Origin of the sequence: Pseudomonas sp. FG-3G (assembly GCF_901007645.1) — a bacterium.
Lineage (GTDB): Bacteria > Pseudomonadota > Gammaproteobacteria > Pseudomonadales > Pseudomonadaceae > Aquipseudomonas > Aquipseudomonas rhizophila.
Map to the genome: position 1 here is coordinate 253394 of NZ_CAAKGZ010000008.1, position 21637 is coordinate 275030.

Genomic DNA, 21637 nt, shown 5'->3' on the forward strand with positions numbered 1-21637 from the left:
CAACCGGTCAGCCGTGGGCCTGCTTGAACAGCACGGCGATGCCCGGATGATACTGCCCGGCCTCATTGCGCAACTTGCGATAGGCATAAGGGAAGTACCAGGCCACGGCGCAGGTATTTTCCTTCTGCAGTTCATCGATCATGTCCTGCAGTTCTTCCGGCGTGGCGCTCTGCTGGGCCTTTTGCGGTGCGACGAACAGGCAGCCCAATCGCAGGTCACTGGAATAGCTGATACGTTTGGCGTCGCTGGTGATGTCGAGCAGCGGCTGGGTGAGATTGAGGTTCTTGACCTTCGGCCAGCGTTGAGTGGCCTGGATGAAAGCACGCTCCTCGGTGCCGGCGATGAACAGATCGGCGCTGACGTTGCGTTCGCCTTCTTCATTCTGTTTGCGAGTGGGGGTGTTCTGCAGCGTGACCATCTCGGCCATCCAGGCTGCGGCCGAGAGCAAGCCAAGATTGGCTTTTTCATCGAACCAGTAAGGTGTGTCGTTATCGCCGCGCACGGCGTTGTAACGGTCGATACAGTCAAACCAGCGTTCCAGCACCGGGCGCAGGAATTCCAGTTTTGGATTGCTGATGATCATGCCTTGCATGCTTTTGCCCTCTTGTTATTGTGATATCGGGTCGTGATGCCTATTTGATATCACTTGCCGCAGCATGGCACAAGATTGGCGTCATTTTATTGATCAGGGCCAATGTCCGCTGTTGAACCTGTGCCGGCTTTAATTGACGCTCCACCCCCAACCCTCTAACCTTCGCGGCTTGTTTCAGGTGCTCTGTGACCGGGCGATCGTTGGGTCGACAGAGTGAAACAGGGAAGCCGGTGAGTGCATACGAACCCGGCGCTGCCCCCGCAACGGTAAATGAGTCAACGCTGCGCCTGGCACTACACAGGCCACCAGCCACTGTGTCCGTACGACATGGGAAGGCGCGCAGCCCGGCATCACGCCGCTCATGAGCCCGGAGACCGGCCTGATTCATCCAACGGCATCACGGTGGGCGATGCCAGGCTTGTTGCCGTCTTTTTTGTGCCCGCCCGCCGTTATCCAATCCCAACGGAGAGCTCCCATGACCCACACCCCCGATCGCGACGAACGCCACCTGGCGCGCATGCTGCGCAAGAAAGCCGTGATCGACGAGCGCATCGCCAACTCGCCAAACGAATGTGGCCTGCTGCTGGTGCTGACCGGCAACGGCAAGGGTAAGAGCAGTTCTGCGTTCGGCATGCTGGCCCGGTCCATGGGCCATGGCATGCAATGCGGCGTGGTGCAGTTCATCAAGGGGCGTAACAGCACCGGTGAAGAGCTGTTTTTCCGTCGCTTCCCGGAGAAGGTGCGCTTTCATGTCATGGGCGAAGGCTTCACTTGGGAAACCCAGGATCGCCAGCGCGACATCGCCGCGGCTGAAGCGGCCTGGGCAGTTTCGCGTCAATTGTTGAGCGACCCGTCCATAGGCCTGGTGGTGCTCGATGAACTCAACATTGCCCTCAAGCACGGTTACCTTGACCTGGACCAGGTGTTGAGCGACTTGCAGGCCCGTCCGCCGATGCAGCATGTGGTGGTGACCGGTCGCGGCGCCAAGCCGGAATTGATTGAACTGGCCGACACCGTCACCGAAATGGGCATGATCAAGCACGCGTTCCAAGCGGGTATCAAGGCGCAGAAGGGCGTCGAACTGTGAGCGATGTTCCCTTGGCGAGTCGTCACTGCCCGGCGGTGCTGATCGCCGCTCCTGCTTCCGGGCAGGGCAAAACCACGGTCACCGCCGCCCTGGCCCGCTTGCACCGTAAGCAGGGACGCAGGGTGCGGGTCTTCAAGTGCGGGCCTGATTTCCTCGACCCGATGATCCTGGAGCGGGCCAGCGGCGCGCCGGTCTACCAACTGGACATGTGGATGGTCGGCGAGCAGGAGAGTCGTCGATTGTTGTGGGAAGCTGCTGCCGAAGCCGACTTGATTCTGATCGAAGGGGTGATGGGGCTGTTCGATGGCACGCCATCGAGTGCCGATCTGGCCCGGCACTTCGGCGTGCCGGTGCTGGCGGTGATCGATGGCACGGCCATGGCCCAGACCTTCGGTGCCCTGGCCCTGGGCCTGGCGCGGTATCAGCCGGACTTGCCTTTCGCCGGGGTACTGGCCAATCGGGTCGGCACCTTGCGTCATGCGCAGTTGCTCGAAGGCAGCCTGACCGAAGGCCTGCGCTGGTACGGCGCCCTGTCACGGGAAACCGGTATCGAGCTGCCAAGTCGCCACCTTGGGTTGGTCCAGGCCAGTGAATTGAATGATCTGGACCTGCGCCTCGACGCCGCCGCCGATGCCTTGGCTGGCAGTTGTGAAGTGGCGTTGCCGCCGGCTGTGGAGTTCGTCGCGCCAGCGGTGATTGCCGCGCAGCCGTGGCTGGAAGGTGTGCGCATCGCCGTGGCCCGGGATGAAGCGTTCGCCTTCACCTATGGCGCCAGCCTTGATTTGTTGCGAGCCATGGGCGCGCAACTGAGCTTCTTTTCACCTATTCATGACAGCGAACTGCCGGCGGCGGACAGCCTGTATCTGCCCGGTGGCTATCCGGAATTGCACCATGTTGCGCTGGCGCAAAACGCGCCGATGCTGGCGGCGATCCGCGCGCACCATCAAGCAGGCAAACCCTTGCTGGCTGAATGCGGCGGCATGCTTTATCTGTTGGACTCGTTGACGGATGTGGACGGCACCCGCGCCGAGCTGCTTGGGTTGCTGGCCGGTGACGCGCAGATGCAAAAGCGTCTGGCGGCCCTGGCGCTGCAATCGGTGGAGTTGCCGGAGGGCACTTTGCGCGGGCATACCTATCATCATTCCCTCACCAGCACCGGGCTGGAGCCGATTGCCCGAGGTCATAGTCCCAATGGCGGGCGTGGCGCGGAGGCGGTTTTCCGGCAGGGTCGGATGACGGCTTCCTATGTGCACTTCTATTTTCCGTCGAATCCAAGGGCGATTGCCGCGCTGTTTGCACCTGATCCTGAGGCCGCTATCGCAAACAGGCTCGCTCCCACCTCCGATCACCTGACCCCTGTGGGAGCGAGCCTGCTCGCGAAGCGGCCATGACAGACACCGCTTTCTCTCAGGCCGAACGCGATGCCGTCTACCGGGCCATCGCCGAACGCCGCGACATGCGCCACTTCACCGGCGGCACCGTTGAGCCAGCGTTGCTGCGTCGCCTTCTGGAAGCCGCGCATCAAGCCCCCAGTGTGGGTCTGATGCAGCCGTGGCGGTTCATTCGCATCAGCGACCGCGCCTTGCGTGGGCAAATCCGTCAACTGGTGGAACAGGAACGCATCCGCACCGCCGAGGCCCTGGGTGAGCGCAGCGATGAATTCATGAAGCTCAAGGTCGAAGGTCTCAACGACTGCGCCGAAGTGCTGGTGGCGGCGTTGATGGATGATCGCGAGCGCTATGTCTTCGGTCGACGAACCCTGCCGGAAATGGACCTGGCCTCGCTGTCTTGCGCGATCCAGAATCTGTGGCTGGCCTCTCGCGCCGAAGGGCTGGGGATGGGCTGGGTTTCGCTGTTCGAGCCCCAGGCCCTGGCCGAGCTGTTGGGCCTGCCCGCCGGCGCCAAACCGCTGGCAATATTGTGCCTGGGACCGGTCGAGGGGTTTTACCCGGCACCGATGCTTGCCTTGGAAGGCTGGGCGCAGCCGCGTGCGCTGGATGAATTGCTCTACGAAAACCATTGGGGAGTAAGCCCATGAGTGTGGCGTTGCTCAGTGCTGCCGCGGTGGCGCTGGATGCGCTGTTGGGCGAACCCCGACGCTGGCATCCGCTGGTGGCGTTCGGTCGCTTTGCCGATCGTATCGAACAGCGTTTCAACTCCGGCGGGCGTGGCTGGCGCAGCCATGGCGTGACGGCGTGGATCATCGCCGTGGTGCCGTTGACCCTGCTCGCGACGGCGCTGTCCTGGGCGCCGTTGGTGGGCTGGCTGGTGGAAATCCTGGCGCTGTACCTTGCCCTTGGCCTGCGCAGTCTCGGGGAGCATGTCGAGCCAGTGGCCCGGGCTCTGCGCGGCGGGGATCTGGATGAAGCGCGCCGGCGGGTCGGCTATCTGGTCAGTCGCGAAACCGCCGAACTGGATGAGACTGCCGTTGCCCGTGCCGCCACTGAGTCGGTGCTGGAGAACGGCAGCGACGCGGTGTTCGCCGCGCTGTTCTGGTTCGCCGTCGCGGGCGCGCCTGGTGTGGTGTTATACCGCCTGAGCAATACCCTCGACGCCATGTGGGGCTATCGCAACGAGCGCTTTGAGCGTTTCGGTTGGGCAGCGGCCAAGATCGATGATGGGCTCAACTACATTCCGGCGCGCCTGGTGGCGCTGACTTACGCCGTGCTTGGAAAAACCCGCCTGGCGCTCAAGTGCTGGCGCACTCAGGGCCCGACCTGGGACAGTCCCAATGCCGGGCCCGTGATGGCCGCCGGCGCGGGTGCGCTGGGGGTCGAACTGGGTGGCGCGGCGGTGTATCACGGCCAATTGCATCAACGTCCGCCCTTGGGCGAAGGCGCGCCGGCGAACGCCGACGCCATTGATCGCGGCTGGCAACTGGTCCAGCGTGGCGTATGGTTGTGGTTGCTGATTCTCTGCCTGGGAGCTGAGTTTTATGCTTGAGCACGGTGGGCGCCTGCGCAACGCGGCCCGGCAATACGCGATTGCCGAGGCGCACTGGCTGGATCTGTCCAGCGGCCTGGCGCCCTGGCCGTTCGACGTGCCGGCGATTGCACCGCGGGCCTGGGCACGCCTGCCTGAGACCGATGACGGGTTGGAACAGGCCGCCTGCGATTATTACGGCGCCATGCATGTGCTGCCGGTGGCGGGTTCGCAGATGGCCATCCAACTCTTGCCGCGCCTGCGCCGGGCCGGCAAGGTCGGCGTCCTCTCACCCTGTTACGCCGAACACGCCGAAGCCTGGCGCCGCAGTGGTTACATCGTGCGTGAAGTGCTGGAGCCGGAGGTGGACTTCTTCCTCGACAGCCTTGACGTGCTGGTGGTGGTCAACCCCAACAACCCCACGGGCTTGCTGTTGAGCCCCGAGCGCTTGCTGGATTGGCATGCCCGACTGGCCCAGCGCGGTGGCTGGCTGGTGGTGGATGAAGCGTTCATGGATGTTACGCCACAACTGAGCCTGGCCGCCCATGCCCATCAGGTCGGATTGATCGTGCTGCGTTCGTTCGGCAAGTTTTTTGGCCTGGCCGGGGTTCGCCTGGGATTTGTATTGGCCGAGCGCCATTTGCTCAAGTTGCTCGCCGAACAAGTCGGGCCGTGGGCCGTCAGCGGGCCGACCCGGGTGGTGGGCCAGGCGTGCCTGCTGGACAGCGACGCCCAGGCCCGCCAGCGCCAACGCTGCGAAGACACTAGTCAGCGCCTGGCGCTGACGCTCGAACGCCACGGCTTCAAGCCTCAGGGCGGCTGCGGGTTGTTCCAATGGCTGGTCACTGAGCACGCCCAGGCACTTTACGATTTCATGGCCCAGCGCGGCATTCTTCTGCGCTTGTTTACCCATACCAGCAGCCTGCGCTTCGGGTTGCCGGCCGATGACGGTGAATTCCTGCGCCTCGAGCAAGCTTTCGAGGCCTACGCCAAGGACATCCAATGACCACTGTAATGGTGCAGGGCACCACGTCCGATGCCGGCAAAAGCACTCTCGTCACGGCGTTGTGCCGCTGGGTCAGGCGTCAGGGGGTGAGCGTGGTGCCGTTCAAACCACAGAACATGGCACTCAACAGCGCGGTAACGGCCGATGGCGGCGAAATCGGCCGTGCCCAGGCCGTGCAGGCCCAGGCGGCCGGTCTCCAACCGCATACCGACATGAACCCGGTGCTGCTCAAGCCCAACAGCGACACCGGTGCCCAGGTCATTATCCATGGCCGCGCCGTCACCACCATGAATGCGGTGGCCTATCACGATTACAAAGCCATCGCGATGCAAGCGGTGCTGGCCTCCCACGAACGTTTGAGCGCGGCGTATCCGGTGGTGATGGTGGAGGGCGCGGGTTCCCCGGCGGAGATCAATCTGCGCGCCGGTGACATTGCCAACATGGGCTTTGCCGAGGCGGTGGACTGTCCGGTGCTGCTGATTGCCGATATCAATCGCGGCGGCGTCTTCGCCCACCTTGTGGGTACCCTGGAGCTGCTTTCGCCCAGCGAACAGGCGCGGGTCAAGGGCTTCATCATCAACCGTTTTCGCGGCGACATCGCCCTGCTGCAACCGGGCCTGGACTGGCTTGAGGCGCGCACCGGCAAACCGGTGATTGGCGTGTTGCCGTACGTGATGGACCTGCATCTGGAAGCCGAGGACGGTCTCGATCAACGGCAGGCCGACAAGGCCGAGCAGGTGCTCAAGGTAGTGGTGCCGGTATTGCCGCGCATCAGCAACCACACCGATTTCGATCCGCTGCGCCTGCATCCGCAGGTCGATCTGCAATTCATCGGCCCAGGCCAGCCCATTCCCGCGGCTGACTTGATCATCCTGCCGGGTTCAAAGAGCGTGCGCAGTGACCTGGCCTACCTGCGCGCCAACGGTTGGGAGACGGCCATCCATCGTCACCTGCGTTATGGAGGCAAGTTGCTAGGCATCTGCGGTGGTCTGCAGATGCTCGGCCAGCAGGTCCACGATCCGCTGGGGCTGGAAGGGGCCGCGGGCTCCAGCACCGGGCTGGGCTTGCTGGCTTTCGAAACGACCCTGGAACACGAGAAGCAGTTGCGCAATGTGCGCGGTCGACTGGCCCTGGAAGAGGCCGAGGTCAGCGGGTATGAAATCCATGCCGGTGTAACCTCAGGCCCGGCATTGGAAAACCCGGCGGTGCAGTTGGATGACGGGCGTTGTGATGGCGCCCAGAGTCTGGATGGACAGATTTTCGGCACCTATCTGCATGGGCTGTTCGAGTCAGCGGCGGCCAGCAGCGCCTTGTTGCGTTGGGCCGGGTTGCAGAATGTGCAGGCGGTGGACTACCACGGGTTGCGCGAGCGGGACATCGAGCGGTTGGCGGATCTGGTGGAGCGGCATTTGGATATCGGGCTGTTGCGTGAGCTGTGTGGGATCTAGGGTGGCTGCACTGGCCTCATCGCGAGCAGGCTCGCTCCCACAAGGGACTTGTGTGCATCGCACAACCACTGTGGGAGCGAGCCTGCTCGCGATGAAGCCGGCAGCAACACGGCCAATTTGAAAGGTAAAAAACATGCTGCAACTGATCCTCGGCGGCGCCCGCTCCGGTAAGAGTCGCCTGGCCGAAAAGCTCGCCACAGACAGCCGATTGCCCGTCACCTACATCGCCACCAGCCAACCCCTGGACGGCGAGATGAACGAACGGGTCGCCCAACACCGCGCTCGCCGTCCGGCCGAATGGGCGCTGGTGGAGGAGCCGTTGGCCCTGGCGCGGGTGCTGCGCGATAACGCAGGTTCAGGGCACTGCCTGTTGGTGGATTGCCTGACCCTGTGGCTGACCAATCTGCTGATGCTCGACAACCCCGAGCAGTTGAACGCCGAGCGTGACGCCCTGCTGGAGTGCGTTGGCGCGCTGCCGGGCGAAATCATTTTTGTCAGCAACGAGACCGGAATGGGTGTCGTGCCGCTGGGCGAGTTGACTCGCCGTTATGTCGATGAAGCCGGTTGGCTGCATCAAGCTTTGGCCGAACGTTGCCAGCGCGTCGTACTGACCGTTGCCGGCCTGCCCCTGACTCTCAAAGGTACTGCGTTATGAATCATCGCTGGTGGCTGGACCCGTGCAAGCCCCTCGACACCCAGGCCCTGGAGCAGGCTGCGGTCCGTCAGCAACAACTGACCAAGCCGGCCGGCTCCCTGGGGCGACTCGAGGCAGTGGCGGTGCAACTGGCGGGTTTGCAAGGGCAGGTCAAGCCGAGCCTGGATCAACTCTGGATCGCAATTTTCGCAGGTGATCATGGTGTGGTGGCCGAAGGCGTATCGGCCTATCCCCAGGAAGTCACCGGGCAGATGCTCCTCAATTTCGTCAGCGGCGGCGCGGCGATCAGTGTATTGGCGCGGCAACTGGGCGCCTCGTTGGAAGTGGTTGACCTGGGCACTGTGACGCCTTCGCTGGCGCTACCCGGTGTGCGGCATCTGAACGTGGGGCCAGGTACCGCGAATTTCGTGCAGGGGCCGGCGATGACCGTGACCCAAGGCGAGCAGGCATTGCTGGCCGGACGTGACAGTGTGCTGCGCGCGGTCGCCGCCGGAACGCAGCTGTTCATCGGCGGCGAAATGGGCATCGGCAACACCACGGCGGCCAGTGCCCTGGCCTGTGCCTTGCTTGACTGCCCGGTGACTCACCTGGTCGGGCCGGGCACCGGGCTGGACGCCGCGGGTGTCAGCCGCAAGGCTCAAGTCATCGAGCGCGCCCTGGCGTTGCACGGTGCACAGCGTAACGATCCACTGCAAACACTGTTCAACCTGGGCGGGTTTGAAATCGCAGCGTTGGCTGGCGCGTATCTGGCCTGCGCCCAGCAGGGCGTTGCGGTGCTGGTGGATGGTTTCATCTGCAGCGTCGCAGCACTGGTGGCGGTGCGTCTCAATCCTCAATGCAGGCAATGGCTGTTGTTCGGCCATCGCGGTGCCGAGCCGGGGCATCGGCACGTTCTGGAAACCCTCGGCGCTGAGCCGCTCATTGACCTGGGCCTGCGCCTGGGTGAGGGCAGTGGTGCGGCGTTGGCGGTGCCGCTGTTGCGCCTGGCGTGTGATCTTCACGGGCAGATGGCGACGTTTGCCGAAGCGGCTGTGGCGGATCGCCCGGCATGACTTTGCACCTGGACCTGCTGCGCCACGGCGAGACCGAACTGGGCGGCGGGCTGCGTGGCAGCCTCGACGATGCCTTGACGGACAGGGGCTGGCAGCAGATGCGCGAGGCGGTCGCGGCGGGCGGGCCTTGGGATCGGCTGGTGAGTTCACCGTTGCAGCGCTGCGCTCGTTTCACTGAGCAACTCGGCGTCCAGTTCGATTTGCCGGTGCACTTGGACAAGGATCTGCAGGAGCTGCATTTCGGCGCCTGGGAAGGCTGCAGCGCGGCGGCGTTGATGGACACCGACGCCGAGGCGCTGGGCCGCTTTTGGGCCGATCCCTACGCATTCACCCCGCCAGACGGCGAGCCGGTGCTGGAGTTTTCGAAGCGAGTCCTGGCGGCGGTTGAACGCCTGAGGACCGCGTATGCAGGGCAGCGCGTATTGCTGGTCAGCCATGGCGGGGTGATGCGCTTGCTGCTGGCGCGAGCCCGCGGTCTGCCTCGGGAGCAGTTGCTCAATGTAGAAGTGGCTCATGGCGCGCTGTTTTCTCTTCGGGTGTCGCCTGGTTCGGTGTTGAAGGAAGAGGGCTGAAGATGCTGGCGTTCTGGATCGCCTTGCAGTTCCTGAGCAGCCTGCCGGTTCGCTTGCCGGGCATGCCTGAGCCTGCGCAGTTGGGGCGTTCGTTGCTGTTTTATCCGCTGGTAGGTCTGTTGTTCGGAGGCTTGTTGTGGGGGCTTGATGCCCTGTTGCTTGGCACGCCGCTGCTGCTCCATGGAGCCCTGTTGCTCACCGCTTGGGTGCTGCTTAGCGGCGGCCTGCACCTGGACGGGCTGGCCGACAGCGCGGATGCCTGGCTCGGCGGTTTTGGCGATCGCGAGCGTACGCTGCTGATCATGAAAGACCCTCGCAGCGGGCCGATTGCGGTGATTACGCTGGTGTTGGTGCTGCTGCTCAAATTCGCCGCATTGCTGGCCCTGATCGAGCAGCGACAAACCCTGGCATTGATCATCGTGCCGGTGTTGGGGCGTGGCGCGTTGCTGGGGTTATTCCTGACCACCCCATACGTGCGTGCCGGCGGGTTAGGGCAGGCGCTCGCCGACCATCTGCCGCGCCACAGCGGCTGGCAGGTATTGCTGGCCTGTGCGCTGGGGGGCGTGCTGGTGGCGGGCTGGGTCGGGGTATCGGCGCTGGTCATCGCTCTAACGGTATTTATCGGGTTGCGCCAGATGATGTTGCGCAGGCTGGGAGGTTGTACCGGGGATACGGCAGGCGCCTTGCTGGAGCTGCTTGAAATGGTGGTGTTGGTGGGGCTGGTGCTGATCTGGAATTGAGCGCTACCTGTCTGGCTGGGGATTCAGTTTGAAATTTCCTGAATTAAAATTTGCATTCACTTAATCGCGGGTATATACACGCACTATGCTTGCCTCCCAATGTTTGTGCATCAACCTGCGTCGCGCTGCTCGGGGCGTCAGCAGGTATTACGACGGCGCCCTCGACGGCTTCGGGATCAACGTCGCCCAGTATTCCTTGCTGAGCAACCTGGCGCGCCTGGACCAACCGAGTATCTCTTCCCTGGCCGAGGCCATGGGCCTGGACCGCAGCACCCTGGGGCGCAACCTGCGGGTACTGGAAGGTGAGGGGCTGGTGGCGCTGGCCGAAGGTGAAGACTTGCGCAATCGCATTGTCGAACTCACTGAAGCCGGGCATGCCCGGCTGGCGGCGGCGTTGCCGGCCTGGGAAGCGGCGCAACAACGATTGATCGATAAGCTGGGCGCCGAAAAGCGCGCAACGTTGCTGGCCTTGCTGGATGAACTGGCGTGAAGCCGGTTCGTTCGAAGATAAGCGGGTATATACCCGTGACCGGAGAATAATAATGACATCGATGTGGCGTACCTGTGGTTGGGTTCTGGTGGGCGGCGCGCTGATCCTGGCGTTGTCCCTGGGTGTACGGCATGGCTTCGGGCTGTTTCTGGCGCCGATGAGCGCCGAGTTTGGCTGGGGTCGTGAGGTGTTTGCCTTCGCCATTGCCTTGCAGAACTTGATCTGGGGCTTGGCGCAACCCTTTACCGGGGCGCTGGCCGACCGCTTCGGTGCCGCGAAAGTCGTGCTCATCGGTGGCGTGCTGTATGCCCTCGGTCTGGTCTTCATGGGCATGGCCGACTCGCCATGGTCGCTTTCATTGAGCGCGGGTCTGTTGATTGGTATCGGTCTGTCCGGCACGTCGTTTTCGGTGATCCTCGGCGTGGTCGGGCGTGCTGTGCCGCCGGAAAAACGCAGCATGGGCATGGGGATCGCCAGCGCTGCCGGCTCCTTCGGCCAATTCGCCATGTTGCCGGGCACGCTGGGGCTGATTGGCTGGCTCGGCTGGTCTGCCGCGCTGTTGGCGCTGGGGCTGCTGGTGGCGCTGATCGTGCCGCTGGTGAGCATGCTCAAGGACACCCCTGCGCCGCTGACCGGTCATGAGCAAACCTTGTCCGAAGCGCTGCGCGAGGCCTGCAGCCACTCCGGCTTCTGGCTGCTGGCGGTTGGCTTTTTTGTCTGTGGGTTCCAAGTGGTATTCATTGGCGTGCATTTGCCGGCCTATCTGGTGGACCAGCACCTGGCGGCCAGCGTCGGCACGACCGTGCTGGCCCTGGTCGGCCTGTTCAATATCTTCGGCACCTACACCGCAGGCTGGTTGGGCGGTCGGATGTCCAAGCCGCGCTTGCTGACCGGGTTGTACCTGTTGCGGGCGGTGGTGATTGGCTTGTTCCTGTGGTTGCCGGTGACGACTACCACGGCTTACCTGTTCGGGATGGCGATGGGCTTTTTGTGGCTGTCGACGGTGCCTTTGACCAACGGCACGGTAGCGACGTTGTTTGGTGTACGAAATCTCTCAATGTTGGGTGGGATCGTGTTCCTGTTCCACCAGTTAGGTTCGTTCCTGGGGGGCTGGCTGGGTGGGGTGGTATACGACCGAACCGGCAGTTATGACTTGATCTGGCAGGTGTCGATCCTGCTCAGTCTGCTGGCGGCGGCGTTGAACTGGCCGGTGCGTGAGCGTCCGGTGGCGCGGCTGCAAGTTCAGGCAGGTGCGGCATGAGCCGCGTAGGCCCGTGGTTGATTGCTGCCGGTGCCGGCCTGCTGCTGGTGGTCGCCTGGTGGGGGTGGCATCAGGGCGGGCTGGCGTTGATGCAACTGGGTATGGGCACCTGCTGAGCGGTGGACGGCGCCGGGCAGGGGGGAGTAACGTCGGGGTCTGACGTGCTTTCAAGGAGATTGCGACATGCTGATGCGCAGGTTTGCTGTACCCGCTCTGCTGCTGGCTTTGACCGGGCACGTATGGGCCGCTGACTGCCCACCCATGCTGGAGGGCTCGCTGCCCAAGTTGCGGGCCAAGGAAAACATCGATCTGTGCCAGCGTTTCGCCGGCCAGCCGCTGGTGGTGGTCAACACTGCCAGCTTCTGCGGTTTCGCCCCGCAGTTCAAAGGTCTGGAGGCACTCAACCAGCGCTATAAAGGTGACGGTCTGCAAGTGCTGGGGGTACCGTCCAATGACTTCAAACAGGAATCCAAGGACGGCGAAGAGACGGCCAAGGTCTGCTACGTCAATTATGGCGTGACCTTCACCATGACCGAGCCCCAACCGGTACGCGGCGCGGACGCCATCCCGTTGTTCAGGCATCTGGCCGAACAGTCCGGGGCACCGAAATGGAATTTCTACAAGTATGTCGTGGACCGCCAGGGTAAAGTCGTCGCCAGTTTCTCCAGTCGGACCAAACCCGACGATCCTGAATTCATCCAGGCGGTAGAAGCGGCCATCGCCTCTCGCCCCTGATCGCCAGTCACGAAAAAGCCCCGCCTCTTTGCAGAGTGCGGGGCTTTTTTCGCTTCAGATGGCGAGGGGTTCAGGCTCGCCGTGAATCATCAGAAGCGGTAGGTTGCACCGACACCGAAGCCATTTGCGCTGTTTTCGTATTCAGCGTTGTAGGACTGGCCCAGAGCGTTGCTGTGATTGACGCTGACTTTCTCTTCCTTGAGATAGGAATACGCCACGTCGATGGTCAGGTCTTCGGTCGGGCTCCAACCTGCACCCAGGCTGAAGATGGTCCGGTCGCCGGTAGGGATGCGTGGCGAGCGGTCGATGTTGTTGGTAGGTGACTGGTCGAAAGTCAGGCCGGTACGCAGCACCCACTGTTTGTTCAACTGGTAGGACGTACCGATGGCGTAGGCCCAGGTGTCATGCCAGTTCTGTTCCTCGGTAATGGTGCCAAGGAACGCAGGGGCCAGTGCACCACCGTTTGCAGGCGTGACGCCTTCGTTGTCCACGGTGATTTCTTTCAAGCGGCTCCAGCGAGTCCAGGTGCTGCCGGCATAAAGGGTCCAGGCATCGTTGAGCTGCTGGGTGACCGAAAAGTCCACCGATTCAGGTGTCGTGATGTCCAGCGAAGCGTCATAACGCGCCCCGCTCAGGAACCCGGCGGGAGTGCCGGCACCCGGGCTTACCTTGGTGTGGCCTTCAAGCTTGTACTTGACCTTGGAGTGGTAGGTCAGGCCAACACGAGTGGTGTCGGTCGCCTGGACCAGCACGCCGATATTGTAGCCATAGCCAATGTCGTCGCCCTTGATCTTCACTTCGCCATCGTTCGGTGAAAGCGGCGTGGTCAGGGTCGATTCCAGTGCGCCGGAAATGTGGTTGATGGTCGGGCCGAAACCGATCGACACCTTGTCGTTGAAGGCGTAGCTGACGGTGGGCTGGAAGGCGACGACTTTCACTTCGCTCTTGCTGCCGAAGTTGCGACCCTGGAAGCTGCTTTCGTAATCGGTGATCAGGCCGAACGGTGCGTATACACCCAGGCCGAAAGCCCATTGATCATCGATAGGCTTGACGTAATAGCCCATCGGAACGGCAGTGAACGGCACCATGTCGCCCTTGTTGGTGCCCGATTGGCTACCGCTGGCGTCGTTGATGTCGGTGGACGCGTCGATAGCGGCCATACCGCCCGTAACTTGCTGGCGCTTGAGGCGCGACATGCCGGCCGGGTTGCCAAACACAGTGCTTGCATCATCGGCAGAGGAAGAACGCCCAGCGAAACCGGTGCCCATGCCACTGATGCTTTGTTCGTTCAAGGCAAAGCCACTGGCGAAAATCTGCGTGGATGCCAAGGTAACGGCAAGGCCAAGGGTGGTTTTGAGCATCATTTTTTTCATTGTTAGAACTCCAGGTGATCACCGGGGCGAAAATTACCAACATTTTCGTTTAAGCGCTATAGGCTGTATGGCTTGATTTAGAGCGGTTTTGTAGGACAATCAGACCAAATTCGCGGCTGTTGTAGGAACTTTCCAGATCTGACCTTAGCAGGCGACCTGATTCAGCGGCGAAACACAACTTTGCCAGGCGCAGGTGAAATCCCGCAGGCGCCCTTGAGGGTGAAATGTCTGGCGCCAGATCCGGGCCATGCCTAACAGGTCATCGGCTTCAGGAAGCGCGAGGTTCTGTTCCTCCACCAAAAGCCAGGCAATGGCGGTGGCGTAACGCAGATTGACGGTCAATTCCAGGTGCGGGCCGCTGAGAAAGGCGTGCTGGCTGGCCAGGCCTCGCACCAGGCTGGCTCGTTCCGGATCCAGAGCCAGGTAATGGTCCCAGAGCGCCCGGTGGCGAGGTTCGGGAATGCGGTACAGGCCGTGCCCGCGACGGTCATGCAGGGCTGATCCCAGGGCGGACTGGCTGGCGGCAATCCCCAACAACAAGGATTCCGCCGTTGCACTGTGGCGCTCCAGGTACAGGAGCGTCGGGCGGATCACATATCGACACAGTTCGCTGGCAGCGATACCCATAAAACCCTCGAAACGTGAAATGGGCAGAGCCTGAATAGGTGTGGGCTTGGCAGCAGTGGTTCGGTTCAGGCTCCGCCGGAAGCGGATCATGCCGCTTGACTTGAAGTGTAGTGTCATATTCCCGCTGTAAAGGACTGTTTTTAAAACATCTTCGCCGAACGGTTATAACCGTTATATCCCCCGGTGCTTAAGCCGTTGCGCTTTATCGAGAAATTCTGGGCAATAAAAAACCCCGCTTTTGGGGCGGGGCCTTAGGGTTTCAGCCTTTGCGGCGTATCAGGCAACCAGTGCCTGACGGGTACGCTCGATCACGGCCTGCAGCGGTTCTGCGCTGGAGTACTGATCGGGGTACAGGCGTTCGCTGTGACGGGCGATGCCATGTTCGTTGACCAGCGTGAAGCTGAAGCAGCCTTTGCGAGCGGCCATGATCAGGCAGTTCATTGGGGCAAAAGCGTTGGTTAGGGTGCGGATGGCATCCTGTGTATGGATTTGAGTCGACATGTTATGGGTGTTCCTACAAATGACACGGTTAAGAACCGTGCAACGTTAAAACGTTCCAGTAACGTCGACCACCATTGGTCGAACGAAGAACCCGACTGGAACAAAGCAGCCAGTTTGAGCGCTATATAAAGTGCGCGCTTGGGCTGGCAGGTAGGTACTTAGGAGGGCAGGCAACACATCAAGGGCAAAGGTTCTGGGCCCGGGGTGAAGATCCTGATCAATTTTGCAGGCTGGTTCGGTCAGAGTAACGAGTCTGGCAACATCCTTTGCAATCGATCAAAGGCAGTGTTGACGCAAGAATTACCTGGAAACCATCGAGGGGGTCGGTCTCTTTTTGTCGGTGAGGCTTCTCTTGAAGAAGGCTGACCGTGGAGATGTATTCGACCCGGAATTGACTTTCAGCTTGGTACTAACGCCGCGGATAGTAACGGATCGAGTGGTCGAAGGGAAGGACGGTGGGGAAAAAAGATCCTGCCTGGCCGCTGCCTGATCGTTTGTTTGCCCATCGGTGATCGGCCATAGCACAGGAACCGATCAATGGTTTTGCGCTTAGCCGACGGACAACGGCCCGCACGTCGTCAGGTTATCCCCAGGTTTTACCGCGCAAATGAGCCAAAACGGCGCAACCATATAACCATTTCACGTGTTACTTGTGCACACTCGATGCGGTGGTTGTCACCGTATTGTCATGTGGAAACAATCTGGGGTGGGTGCCTGTATCCAAAATTTAAGTCAATGAAAAACATCGCTTTTTTTACTGGTGAAAAAATCGTCAGTTTGAGCGCAGGCCCCGTTCCACAGGGCTTACGGCGACTTCAGGGGGGGTTGTCCACTGAGTTATCCACAGCTTCTGTGGATTGTCCCAAGCGCTTGCTCTAGCACGGGCGTGCCGGATTTTTTCGACTTTACCCGTGCGAAAAAAGGAGTAGAGTGGCGCGCCTTCCTGATCTGTCCCACAGTGCTTTATGAAGTTTCGCTCAGTATCAAATCCTGTTACCTCCACACCCGCCGGTGTTACCCCACCCAAACGCATTTCGATGCGCGTGGCCGAATGGCTGCTCGACAGCCCGCGCCTTGGGGAAAACACCAGTGTCAAACACTTGGCCGGCCGTTTACTCAAGCAACCAGCCCGGGAAGGCGTGGTAGCTGCGCAAAGTCGCCTCGGTCAGCTGATGTGCCGTGAATGCGGGAACGCGCGCGATCGCCGTATCGGCCAGGATCTGCTGCGTCAGGCTGCCAGGGCCGGGGATCATCGTGCGCGCCAGGCGCTGGGTGAAATCGAAGACTGAGCTGGGCATCCCCTGGCCGCTTGGTTAACCTGCGGGCTTTATTTCATCGGCGGGAATTGTCATGGCTATGGATTTGACCAGCCTGTTGTTTGGCCTGGCGGGTGCTGCGGTGCCGTTGCTCGCCCTGGCCTGGCACCTGCAACGCCAGGCCAGCGCCGCGCAAACCGAACTCGCGTTAATGGAGGAGCGTCTGGCCACCGCCCACATGGCCCACGACGGCTTGAACGCCCAGCTCGATGCGTGCCGCGATGAAATCAGCGACCTGGGCCAGGCCAACGCCGCCCGGCAAGCCGAGCTTGCCGCCGCTTGTCGCGAAGTCGAGTTGTTGCAGATCGAACGCGACAATGCCCGAGACGCAGCCCATGCCTGGAACTTGGAGCGTGCCGGAAAAGAAGCGGAACTGCGGCGTCTCGATGCCCAGGCGGCTTCGTTGCATGCCGAACTGCGTGAGCAACAGGAAAGTCATCAGCAACGTCTGGACGACCTGCAAGGTTCGCGAGACGAGTTGCGGGCACAGTTCGCCGAGCTGGCAGGAAAAATCTTCGATGAGCGTGAGCAACGCTTCGCGGAAACCAGTCAGCAGCGGTTGGGGCAGTTGCTCGACCCGCTGAAGGAGCGCATCCAATCCTTTGAAAAACGTGTCGAGGAAAGCTATCAAGCCGAGGCGCGGGAACGCTTCTCCCTGGGCAAGGAGTTGGAACGGCTGCAACAGCTGAACCTGCGCCTGAGCGATGAAGCGACCAATCTGACCCGTGCCCTCAAAGGCCAGAAGACCCAGGGTAACTGGGGTGAGCTGATTCTGGAGCGGGTGCTTGAACACGCCGGCCTGGAGAAGGGCCGCGAGTATCAGACCCAGGTCAGCCTCAAGGGCCCGGACGGCGAACGGTTCCAGCCGGACGTGCTGATTTACCTGCCCGGCGACAAGCAGGTGGTGGTGGATTCCAAGGTCAGTCTTACGGCCTATCAACAATATGTGGCCGCCGAGGACGACAGCATCGGCCACCTCGCTCTCAAGCAGCACGTGGTCTCTTTGCGGGCCCACGTCAAAGGTCTGGCCGGCAAGGATTACAAGCGCCTGGATGGTTTGCACAGCCTGGATTTCGTGTTGTTGTTCGTACCGATCGAGGCCGCGTTTTCTGCCGCGCTGCAAGCCGAACCGAACCTGTTCCAGGAAGCCTTCGACCGCAACATCGTGATCGTCAGCCCGACGACGCTATTGGCGACGTTGCGGGTGATCGACAGCTTGTGGAAACAGGAGCGCCAGAGTCAGAACGCCCGGGAAATCGCCGAGCGGGCAGGGTGGCTGTACGACAAGTTCGTACTGTTCATTCAGGACCTGGACGAAATAGGCAGCCGTTTGCAGCAACTGGACAAAGCCTACAGTGCGGCGCGCAACAAACTCACAGAAGGGCGTGGCAATCTGATCAGCCGCAGCGAACAACTCAAATTGCTCGGCGCCCGGGCCAGCAAAAGCCTGCCAGCCGAACTGCTCGAACGGGCAATGACCGATGTCGATGGGCTGCCCGAACTGCCTGAAGAGACCGAAAAGCCTCAGGCTTGATGTAAAAACCTGGGCTTGATGCCAGGCAGTGTGTGCCTGACAGTGGGAAATCGATTCTCTACAACGGCAAATGCCGACTCAACAACGCCCTCAATGCGGCCGGTTTCACCGGTTTGGCCAAGTAGTCCAGACCCGCCGCATGCACCTGCGCCACCGTCTCGGGGCGGCCATCGGCGCTGATCACCACGCCTGGTATCGGTTCACCCATACGGCTGCGTAACCAGGCCATCAGCTCGGTTCCGGTTTCTCCATTGTCCAGGTGAAAATCCACCAGGGCCAGTTGCGGTCGGCCTCCCTCGCTGAGCAAACGCTCGCACTCCTGGCGGTTGCGCGCCGTCCACACCTGGCAGCCCCAGCGAGTGAGCAGGCTGTTCATGCCGATCAGAATGCTGTCTTCGTTATCGACACACAGCACCTGGGCGCCTTTTGGTAAATGACCGTTGAGTTCGGCTGCGGGCTTGGGCAAGGCAGTCTGCGCCTGGGCCAGCGGTACGCTGACGCTGAAGACACTGCCGCGCCCCGGCCAGGAACGCACCCGCAAGGTGTGACCCAGCACGCGGCACAGCCCGTCGGCGATCGCCAGGCCCAGGCCCAGGCCTTTTTCCGCACGGGTCTGATGGCTGTCGAGACGTTTGAACTCTTCGAAAATGACCTGCAGTTTGTCTTCGGCGATGCCCGGGCCGCGATCCCACACCTCCAGGCACAATTCGCCATTGCGACGGCGAACGCCCAGCAGTACCGGGCCTTTGGCATAGCGGAAGGCATTGGTGAGGAAGTTCTGCAACACACGACGTAGCAACTTGATGTCGCTGTCGACCCGTAGTCGTGAGCCCCGCACCCGGAATTTGAGGCCTTGTTCCTGGGCCAGTACCTTGAACTCGGCGCCCAGGGTATCGAACAGTTCGTTGAGGGCAAATGGATTGCGGTCAGGGTTGATCTTGCCGTTTTCCAGGCGGGAAATGTCCAGCAGGTCGGTGATCAGGTCTTCGGCCGAGCGCAGCGAACTGTCCAGGTGGTGCACCAGTTGCCGTGCCTCGCTCGGCAAGGCGTCGTGCTGATGGGACAGCGCTGCGGAGAACAGGCGTGCGGCGTTGAGCGGCTGCATCAGGTCATGACTGACTGCTGCCAGGAACCGTGTCTTGGATTGGTAGGCCGACTCGGCGGTGCCTTTGGCTTCGGTCAGGGCCATGTTCAGTTGCGACAGTTCCCGGGTGCGTTCCGCCACCCGTTGCTCCAATCCTTCATTGGCTTCCGTCAGGGCCTGTTCGGCTTCGCGGAAAGCGGTGATGTCGGTAAAACTCATGACAAAACCGCCGCCGGGCATGGGGTTGCCGATCAGCTCGATCACCCGACCATTGGGAAACAGCCGTTCAGAGGTGTGTGCACGGCCCTGGCGCATCCAGTGCAGGCGTCGAGCGACATGGACCTCTGCTTCGCCCGGGCCACAAAGGCCGCGCTCGGCGTTGTAGCGGATGATGTCGGCGATGGGCCGACCCACACTGATCAAACCGTCCGGATAGTTGAACAGCTCCAGGTATCGGCGGTTCCAGGCCACCAGCCTGAGGGACTGATCGACCACGCTGATGCCTTGGGTGATGTTTTCGATGGCACCTTGCAGCAGTGCACGGTTGAATTGCAGCACTTCCGAGGCTTCATCCGCGATTCGGACCACATCCTCCAACTGCATCTCCCGACCTTCAATCGCGGCTTTTACTACTGCGCGCGTCGACGAAGCCCCTAGCACGCCCGCCAGGAGCCGTTCGGTGTGGGCGATCCATTCGCTGTCGGCATTCTGGTTCGGGTTGAAGCCTTTGCCCTGGCGGTAGGCAAAGCGAATGAAACTCTGGCGCGCCCGTTCTTCGCCAACGAAGCGCGCGGCCAGTTGCAACAGGTCATCTATGTGCACCGCCAGCATCGAGCGGGGGTTGGGGCGGGCGCTGATTTCCTGGCCGATGAAGCGTCCGGCCTGCCAGTGTTCCGACACGCGGGTGCGCGACAGCACGGAGATCCAGGCAAACAGGGTGAAGTTACCGGCCAGGGATAACACGACCCCTTGGGTCAGCGGTGAAATCGGCAGGTTCAAGGGGTTGCCATGCAGCCACGCAAGCCCCGGGAAACTGTTCAGCGACCAGCCCAGGCTGTGGGCCGCGATCGGCAACACCAAGGTGTAGAACCACAGGAAAATCCCCATGGCGAGGCCGGCGAACACCCCGCGACGGTTGGCCTGTTTCCAGTACAGCGCGCCGAGCATGGCAGGCGCCAGTTGGGTCACGGCGGCGAAGGCGATCTGGCCGATGGTCGCCAGGCTCGCCGTCGACCCCAGCAGGCGGTAGCTGACATAGGCCAGCAGCAGGATCACCACAATGCTCACCCGGCGAACCGACAGCATCCACTGGCGAAACACTTCAAAGGGCCGCTCGGCGTTGTTGCGGCGCAACAGCCAAGGCAGCAGCATGTCGTTGGACACCATGGTGGAGAGCGCGACACTCGCCACGATGACCATGCCGGTGGCCGCCGAGGCGCCGCCAATGAACGCAAGCACCGCCAGCGCCGGGTGGGCCTGGGCCAACGGCAGGCTGATGACGAATGAATCCGGCAGCACCGAGTCGGGCAGCATCATTTGCCCGGCGAGGGCGATGGGCACCACGAACAACGCCGCCAGGGCCAGGTAGGCGGGGAACACCCACTTGGCCAGGCGCAGGTCCTGGGGCTCGATGTTCTCGACCACGGTCACGTGAAACTGCCGCGGCAAGCAGATGATCGCCATCATCGCCACCCCGGTCTGCACCACCATGGACGGCCAGTTGATGGTTTCTTTCCAGTATTGCTCCAGCCGCGGCGCGAGCATCGCCTGGTTGAACAGATCGTCGAATCCGTCGTAGAGCCCGTACGTGACAAAGGCGCCAACGGCAAGGAAGGCGAACAGCTTGACCAGCGATTCAAAGGCAATGGCCAATACCATGCCTCGGTGGTGCTCGGTGGCGTCCAGGTTGCGGGTGCCGAACACGATGGTGAACAGCGCGAGGATCAGTGAAACGATCAGCGCCGTGTCCTGGGCGCGGGTGCCCGTGGTGTCGGCCCCGGCGCCGATGAGCAGGTTCACCCCGAGCACGATGCCCTTGAGCTGCAAGGCAATGTACGGCAACACACCCACCAGGCAAATCAGGGCAATCACAATCGCCAGGGACTGGGATTTGCCATAGCGGGCGGCGATGAAGTCAGCGATGGAGGTGATGTTTTCCTGCTTGCTGATCATCACCATTTTCTGCAAGACCCACGGGGCCAGCACCAGCAACAGGATCGGCCCGAGGTAAATCGGCAGGAATGACCAGAGTTGTTCGGCAGCCTGGCCCACCGCGCCAAAAAATGTCCAGCTGGTGCAATAGACCGCCAGCGACAGGCTGTAGACCCACGCCCGCACCCGAGGGGGCAACGGTGTGCTGCGCCGGTCGCCGTAGAAGGCGATGGCGAACAGGATGGCCATATAGGCCAGGGCAACAACGGCAATCAGCCCGCTGGACAACGACATGGAAGCTCCTGAACGAAAGACCCCGGGGGCAGTGCCCGGCAGAACAGTCTCGCATGCCCGCTCGGGTTCGTCAGTGTCGACCAAGGTCGAGGCGTGTCGAGGTATCGCCGGTTGCGCTCAGCAATGGGGCATGGGGTGTGCTGGTCGGCCTCATCGCGAGCAGGCTCGCTCCCACACTGGATCTTCGGCGAATATGG

General features: G+C 61.8%; 20 protein-coding genes and 1 riboswitch. Of the genes, 15 read left to right on the forward strand and 5 right to left on the reverse strand.

Features of this window, described 5'->3' with window-relative positions:
- Positions 1-7: 7 nt before the first annotated feature.
- A complete protein-coding gene (locus tag PSEUDOMOFG3G_RS05065; RefSeq protein ID WP_047228720.1) occupies positions 8-592 on the reverse strand; it encodes a hypothetical protein in 585 nt (194 codons plus the stop codon).
- Between the two features lie 159 nt (positions 593-751).
- Positions 752-990: riboswitch (cobalamin riboswitch) on the forward strand.
- Positions 991-1067: 77 nt separating this feature from the next.
- Here PSEUDOMOFG3G_RS05065 and cobO point away from each other — a divergent pair.
- The 13 genes from cobO to PSEUDOMOFG3G_RS05130 all read left to right on the forward strand — a co-directional run bounded on the left by cobO (position 1068) and on the right by PSEUDOMOFG3G_RS05130 (position 12560).
- Positions 1068-1679 (forward strand): cob(I)yrinic acid a,c-diamide adenosyltransferase, encoded by a 612-nt coding sequence (gene cobO / locus PSEUDOMOFG3G_RS05070; RefSeq protein WP_139049370.1) that lies wholly within the window; start codon positions 1068-1070, stop codon positions 1677-1679.
- Positions 1676-3070 (forward strand): cobyrinate a,c-diamide synthase, encoded by a 1395-nt coding sequence (locus tag PSEUDOMOFG3G_RS05075; RefSeq protein WP_139049371.1) that lies wholly within the window; start codon positions 1676-1678, stop codon positions 3068-3070. The genes cobO and PSEUDOMOFG3G_RS05075 overlap by 4 nt, the downstream gene beginning before the upstream one ends.
- Complete coding sequence (gene bluB, locus PSEUDOMOFG3G_RS05080; RefSeq protein ID WP_139049372.1) at positions 3067-3717, forward strand: 5,6-dimethylbenzimidazole synthase; 651 nt, start codon at positions 3067-3069, stop codon at positions 3715-3717. The genes PSEUDOMOFG3G_RS05075 and bluB overlap by 4 nt, the downstream gene beginning before the upstream one ends.
- Positions 3714-4622 (forward strand): adenosylcobinamide-phosphate synthase CbiB, encoded by a 909-nt coding sequence (gene cbiB / locus PSEUDOMOFG3G_RS05085; RefSeq protein ID WP_076383759.1) that lies wholly within the window; start codon positions 3714-3716, stop codon positions 4620-4622. Before bluB ends, cbiB begins: the two co-directional genes overlap by 4 nt.
- Positions 4615-5607 (forward strand): threonine-phosphate decarboxylase CobD, encoded by a 993-nt coding sequence (gene cobD, locus PSEUDOMOFG3G_RS05090; protein ID WP_139049373.1) that lies wholly within the window; start codon positions 4615-4617, stop codon positions 5605-5607. The genes cbiB and cobD overlap by 8 nt, the downstream gene beginning before the upstream one ends.
- A complete protein-coding gene (locus tag PSEUDOMOFG3G_RS05095) occupies positions 5604-7055 on the forward strand; it encodes a cobyric acid synthase (protein ID WP_139049374.1) in 1452 nt (483 codons plus the stop codon). Before cobD ends, PSEUDOMOFG3G_RS05095 begins: the two co-directional genes overlap by 4 nt.
- A gap of 133 nt (positions 7056-7188) precedes the next feature.
- Positions 7189-7710 (forward strand): bifunctional adenosylcobinamide kinase/adenosylcobinamide-phosphate guanylyltransferase, encoded by a 522-nt coding sequence (gene cobU / locus PSEUDOMOFG3G_RS05100; RefSeq protein ID WP_139049375.1) that lies wholly within the window; start codon positions 7189-7191, stop codon positions 7708-7710.
- Complete coding sequence (gene cobT, locus PSEUDOMOFG3G_RS05105) at positions 7707-8762, forward strand: nicotinate-nucleotide--dimethylbenzimidazole phosphoribosyltransferase (protein WP_076383762.1); 1056 nt, start codon at positions 7707-7709, stop codon at positions 8760-8762. Before cobU ends, cobT begins: the two co-directional genes overlap by 4 nt.
- A complete protein-coding gene (gene cobC / locus PSEUDOMOFG3G_RS05110) occupies positions 8759-9334 on the forward strand; it encodes an alpha-ribazole phosphatase family protein (RefSeq protein ID WP_139049376.1) in 576 nt (191 codons plus the stop codon). The genes cobT and cobC overlap by 4 nt, the downstream gene beginning before the upstream one ends.
- A 2-nt stretch (positions 9335-9336) precedes the next feature.
- Positions 9337-10074, forward strand: coding sequence for an adenosylcobinamide-GDP ribazoletransferase (locus tag PSEUDOMOFG3G_RS05115; protein WP_139049377.1), 738 nt, complete (start codon positions 9337-9339; stop codon positions 10072-10074).
- 85 nt (positions 10075-10159) lie between these two features.
- Positions 10160-10564, forward strand: a complete 405-nt coding sequence (locus PSEUDOMOFG3G_RS05120) for a MarR family winged helix-turn-helix transcriptional regulator (RefSeq protein WP_047228709.1) — start codon at positions 10160-10162, stop codon at positions 10562-10564.
- A 52-nt stretch (positions 10565-10616) separates the two neighbouring features.
- The gene (locus tag PSEUDOMOFG3G_RS05125; RefSeq protein WP_076383765.1) at positions 10617-11825 is read left to right on the forward strand and encodes an MFS transporter; all 1209 of its coding nucleotides are present in this window, start codon (positions 10617-10619) and stop codon (positions 11823-11825) included.
- Between the two features lie 183 nt (positions 11826-12008).
- Positions 12009-12560 (forward strand): glutathione peroxidase, encoded by a 552-nt coding sequence (locus PSEUDOMOFG3G_RS05130; RefSeq protein ID WP_076383766.1) that lies wholly within the window; start codon positions 12009-12011, stop codon positions 12558-12560.
- A gap of 89 nt (positions 12561-12649) precedes the next feature.
- Here PSEUDOMOFG3G_RS05130 and PSEUDOMOFG3G_RS05135 read toward each other — a convergent pair whose 3' ends face one another.
- From PSEUDOMOFG3G_RS05135 to PSEUDOMOFG3G_RS05145, 3 genes are all read right to left on the reverse strand, one after another.
- A complete protein-coding gene (locus PSEUDOMOFG3G_RS05135) occupies positions 12650-13933 on the reverse strand; it encodes an OmpP1/FadL family transporter (RefSeq protein WP_047228706.1) in 1284 nt (427 codons plus the stop codon).
- Positions 13934-14077: 144 nt separating this feature from the next.
- A complete protein-coding gene (locus tag PSEUDOMOFG3G_RS05140) occupies positions 14078-14560 on the reverse strand; it encodes a hypothetical protein (protein ID WP_047228705.1) in 483 nt (160 codons plus the stop codon).
- A gap of 276 nt (positions 14561-14836) precedes the next feature.
- Positions 14837-15061: a hypothetical protein gene (locus PSEUDOMOFG3G_RS05145; RefSeq protein ID WP_007898912.1), complete on the reverse strand. Its 225-nt coding sequence runs from the start codon at positions 15059-15061 to the stop codon at positions 14837-14839.
- A 965-nt stretch (positions 15062-16026) separates the two neighbouring features.
- On the opposite strand from PSEUDOMOFG3G_RS05145, the gene PSEUDOMOFG3G_RS05150 reads away from it, so the two are divergent.
- Both PSEUDOMOFG3G_RS05150 and rmuC read left to right on the forward strand, forming a co-directional pair.
- Positions 16027-16350: a hypothetical protein gene (locus PSEUDOMOFG3G_RS05150; protein WP_076383767.1), complete on the forward strand. Its 324-nt coding sequence runs from the start codon at positions 16027-16029 to the stop codon at positions 16348-16350.
- 178 nt (positions 16351-16528) lie between these two features.
- Positions 16529-17911, forward strand: coding sequence for a DNA recombination protein RmuC (rmuC, locus tag PSEUDOMOFG3G_RS05155; protein WP_171061333.1), 1383 nt, complete (start codon positions 16529-16531; stop codon positions 17909-17911).
- Between the two features lie 58 nt (positions 17912-17969).
- On the opposite strand, the gene PSEUDOMOFG3G_RS05160 is transcribed toward rmuC, so the two are convergent.
- On the reverse strand, positions 17970-21440 hold the full coding sequence (locus tag PSEUDOMOFG3G_RS05160) for a PAS domain-containing hybrid sensor histidine kinase/response regulator (protein ID WP_047228702.1): 3471 nt from the start codon (positions 21438-21440) through the stop codon (positions 17970-17972).
- Positions 21441-21637: the final 197 nt, after the last annotated feature.